The 3,706-nt window shown below is 63.8% G+C and carries 3 protein-coding genes and 1 pseudogene; 2 read left to right on the forward strand and 2 right to left on the reverse strand.

What is annotated here, in order from left to right; genetic code table 11:
- Positions 1-204 precede the first annotated feature (204 nt).
- Complete coding sequence (locus tag ACFHW1_RS28515; protein ID WP_416616664.1) at positions 205-855, forward strand: transposase family protein; 651 nt, start codon at positions 205-207, stop codon at positions 853-855.
- A gap of 18 nt (positions 856-873) precedes the next feature.
- Positions 874-1,521: pseudogene (locus ACFHW1_RS28520) on the forward strand (ISL3 family transposase); the annotation flags it as partial.
- 186 nt (positions 1,522-1,707) lie between these two features.
- On the opposite strand, the gene ACFHW1_RS28525 reads toward ACFHW1_RS28520, so the two are convergent.
- Positions 1,708-2,004, reverse strand: a complete 297-nt coding sequence (locus ACFHW1_RS28525; RefSeq protein ID WP_416616666.1) for a hypothetical protein — start codon at positions 2,002-2,004, stop codon at positions 1,708-1,710.
- A gap of 315 nt (positions 2,005-2,319) precedes the next feature.
- A partial coding sequence (locus tag ACFHW1_RS28530; protein ID WP_416616668.1) for an RHS repeat-associated core domain-containing protein occupies positions 2,320-3,706 on the reverse strand: 1,387 nt, incomplete at its 5' end.

Genomic DNA, 3,706 nt, shown 5'->3' on the forward strand with positions numbered 1-3,706 from the left:
TCTACCAGATCATCACATCAAATGATCTTGAACTGGCCGCTTGACATCGATAGGAGCATCCTCGGTCTTTCACTTGAGCGTTGGTGGCTCTTCGAAGTTGAGCGGGGTTCGCGGTTGACGGCGACCCTGGCGTAGAGGGCTCGCAGCCCTTCGGTGATCATCTGAGTGTCTAGATCGGATGGTCACAAGCGGAGAGCTGCGAGCATGGTCAACGATACGACCCGGCTGCTGGGCCTGGACGGCCTGGTGGTGGATCAGGTCAGGTTGGACCCCGACGGTGTCCCGGTGGTCGCTCTGTCTACCGCCGATGAGCAGGCACGATGCTGCCCGGACTGCGGTGTGCGGGCCCGGCGGGTCAAGGACTGGGTGACGACCCGGCCGCAGGACCTGCCCGTGGCGGGCCGGGCGACACGGCTACGGTGGCGCAAACGCCGCTGGCATTGCGACCAGGACGGATGTCGACGCCGGACGTTCACCGAGCAGGTGGCGCAGATCCCAGCCCGGCACCGGGTGACCGCCCGGTTGCGGCAGGTCGCCGGTGCGGCGGTCGCCGACGGCGCCCGCACGATCGTGCAGTCCGCCCGCGATCACGACCTGTCCTGGCCGGTGGTCGCGGCGGCGTTCACCGCCCACGCGGACGTCGTGCTGCCCGACGAACCGGAACCGGTGGAGGTCCTCGGCATCGACGAGACCCGCCGGGGCCGGCCGAAGTGGGTCTTCGACCAGGCCAGCCAGGCATGGCAGAGCAGTGTGGACCGCTGGCACGTCGGCATGTGTGACCTGTCCGGCGGTCAGGGACTCCTGGGCCAGGTCGAGGGCCGCACCGCACAGGTGGTCGTCGACTGGCTCGGCTAACGCGGCCAGACATGGCGCGACCAGGTCCGGTACGTCGCGATCGACATGTGCACGATCGTCAAGTCCGCGGTCCGTGAGGCGCTGCCGCACGCCGTCCTCGTCGTCGATCACTTCCACGTCGTGCAACTCGCCCACCAGGCCCTCAACGAGGTCCGCCGCCGGGTCACCGTGCAGGTCCGGGGCCGCCGGGGACGCGCCGGTGACCGCGAATGGGACCTGCGTAACCGTCTGACCCGCTCCGCGAGGCGGATGCGCGCTGACCGCGTCGACACGCTCTGCGACGAGATCGCCGGGCTACCCGCCGGGATCAGCGTGCCGGTCCTCGCCGCGTGGAACGCCAAGGAGGACCTCCTCGACCTGCTGGCCCTGGCCCGCACCCACCCGGACCGGGAACACGTCGCTCGGCTGCTGCACCTCTTCTACCAGCGCTGCGCTGACAGCGCTCTACCCGAACTCGCCCGCCTCGCGACCACGATCGAGATCTGGTGGCCCCAGATCCTCGCGTTCCTGCACACCGGCATCACCAACGCCGGCTCTGAAGGCACCAACCGGGTCATCAAGACCGTCGCCCGCGACGCCTACGGCTTCCGCAACCCGATCAACCAACGCCTACGAACCCGCTGCGCGACCACCCGAAAAAGCCGCGGCCACCTCAACCCCGCCTAACTTCGAAGAGCCGCGCTGGTGTCGAGGCCCGCCGGGACCCGGCGAGCGCGGTCGGCGCGATCCGTCGGACCGCGCCGACCAGCTCGGGGTGCATCCCAGAGCCAAAGCAAAGTCATCTGGCGCGTCTCGGACCTTCCGAACACCCCGACCGTTACACAAAGCAGTCGAATGGTTGCCCGGAATAGTTCACTGGGTCCGGTTGCGGCTCTTAGCCAACACAAGCGGGAGATACCGGAAGCCGAGCCACGCGCCCAAGCCGAAGCACACGATTCCAGCCAGCCCACAAAGCCATGCCAACACACCACTCCCGTGTCCCATGCCCTGCATCAGCAGGAATCCCAGCCCTGGAAACAGCAAAGTTGCACCAATGTTCCGACTCAACTCGGGGTAGTTTGGTGCATATCCGGCCAAAATCACCAGAAGACCCGCACCGACCAGGCCGCCTCCCACCACAAGTCCGACAACAGTCACCAGCGCCGACATCTCTACATCCTCACGTTCGACTGAGATCGCACATCATACTGGACAGGAATCCCCTGTGCGACACCACGTCGGCGACTCCCCTTCCTGTCATGACCCAGTCGGACGGGCTGGGTCCTCCTGTACGACTGAGCCTAGACAGCATTGATCAGCAGTGATGCGGACATGGGCACGCTACTCATCAAAGATGATCCGAAGGTACAAACAATGTCAGATCACTGGAGCCGTGCGCATCCATTAAATCCACTCCGGACCTTAATCTGGAATCTTCAGCCCACACCCTCCATCTTTGCCCTTTACGCACTGCGGAGACGGGCCTTATATCCGCGCAAACTCCCGCTTCTCGCTGGTCACCCATACTGCGCCCGACCCGTAGTCGTCACGATTGTTCCACACTTCATAGAGTTCATGCCAAGCGGTCCAAGTGACGCCAACGTACATTCCGACTCCGCCCCCTAACCCGGCACCGGAAACGGCACCTGGCCAACCACCAATTGAACCCCCAATTGCAATGCCGATACCCGCACCCGTCGCCCCAAAAATCGACGCATTCGTTGCCATGTCGCTCCTAATACGACCCCAATCCACGCGTTCTCCACTCGGCATATTCTCAGGATATATAGGCACCCATCGGAAGAAGACACAGGAACCCTTGACGCGGCAGGCCAACTCGCCATCCACCGCAGATCCACCAACATAGCATATTTGATCCTCGTTGCGGCAATCACTGTCAATGTGACAGGCTTCGGCCACGTTGCAGTTGTAGATCGCCCCGCTGCCGCGCCCTCGGTTCTCGATGATGCAGGAGCCTGGTGAGTTGCACTCGTAGATGACGTTCTTGGTGTCCTTGTCTTGGCCACGGATGGTGCAAGTGGTCTGCTTGTCGCATTTGAAGATATCGGGCTTCCCATCACGTCGCGGACCACTCGAGGCCTTGTTCGAAACCCACTTTCCCTTCTTGTAGACTACCTTTTCGCCGTACTTGCGATAGTGATCCTCGTCACCCTGAACGCTGTCGGTGATAAGGGGTTTCAGACCGTCCGGGTCGCTGAAGGTGATCGGCGAGTTGTTGGCGTAGGCATAGCCGTTCCATTGGAGCGGGTCATCGTGGTCTTGAAGCGGGTCGATGCTGATGAACCGGCCGATTGTCAGATCGTATGCCCGGACACCGATGAACACGAGCCCGTTGTTCTCCACCGTGCCGCCGACGAAGCCCTTGTCGTTCGGCCATCCGGACGCGCTGCCCCGGACCGTTCCGTACGGTGTCTGCCGGCGGGTCGTGGCCGTGCCCGTGGTGGCGTCGACCGCCACCTGGGCTGTCTGCTGGTGGTCCTCAACCAGCCAGGTCAGGCCGGCGGCGGAGCGGGAGGCGATGGTCTTGCCGGCGTGCGAGTAGTAGCGGGTGCAGGAGGTCTGGTTGGTGCCGGTGTCATGGCGGATCTCCTGGCCCGGCAGGTAGAGGGTGGTGCCGGTAGGGTCGCGGCGGATCAGCCGGTTGCCGTCAGCGTCGTAGAGGTAGCCGGTGACGCCGGAGGTGTCGGTCATCGACTCCAGCCGGCCCTCGTGGTCCCAGGTCAACGTCTGGGTGCCTGCCGTCGCCGTGGGCCGGGTCAGAGTGTTGCCCGAGTTGTCATAGGTGTAGGAGGGCGGAGTCAAACGGTCATGGCGACACCCGGTAAAATGATCTTGGGTGTCGAGTGATTGG

Origin of the sequence: Micromonospora sp. LOL_014, assembly GCF_048060245.1 — a bacterium.
GTDB lineage: Bacteria > Actinomycetota > Actinomycetes > Mycobacteriales > Micromonosporaceae > Micromonospora_E.

Coding starts and splice junctions, on each gene's coding strand:
- ACFHW1_RS28525 (WP_416616666.1), bottom strand. CDS start 2,004: ATGTCGGCGCTGGTGACTGTTGTCGGACTTGTGGTGGGAGGCGGCCTG.
- ACFHW1_RS28515 (WP_416616664.1), top strand. CDS start 205: ATGGTCAACGATACGACCCGGCTGCTGGGCCTGGACGGCCTGGTGGTG.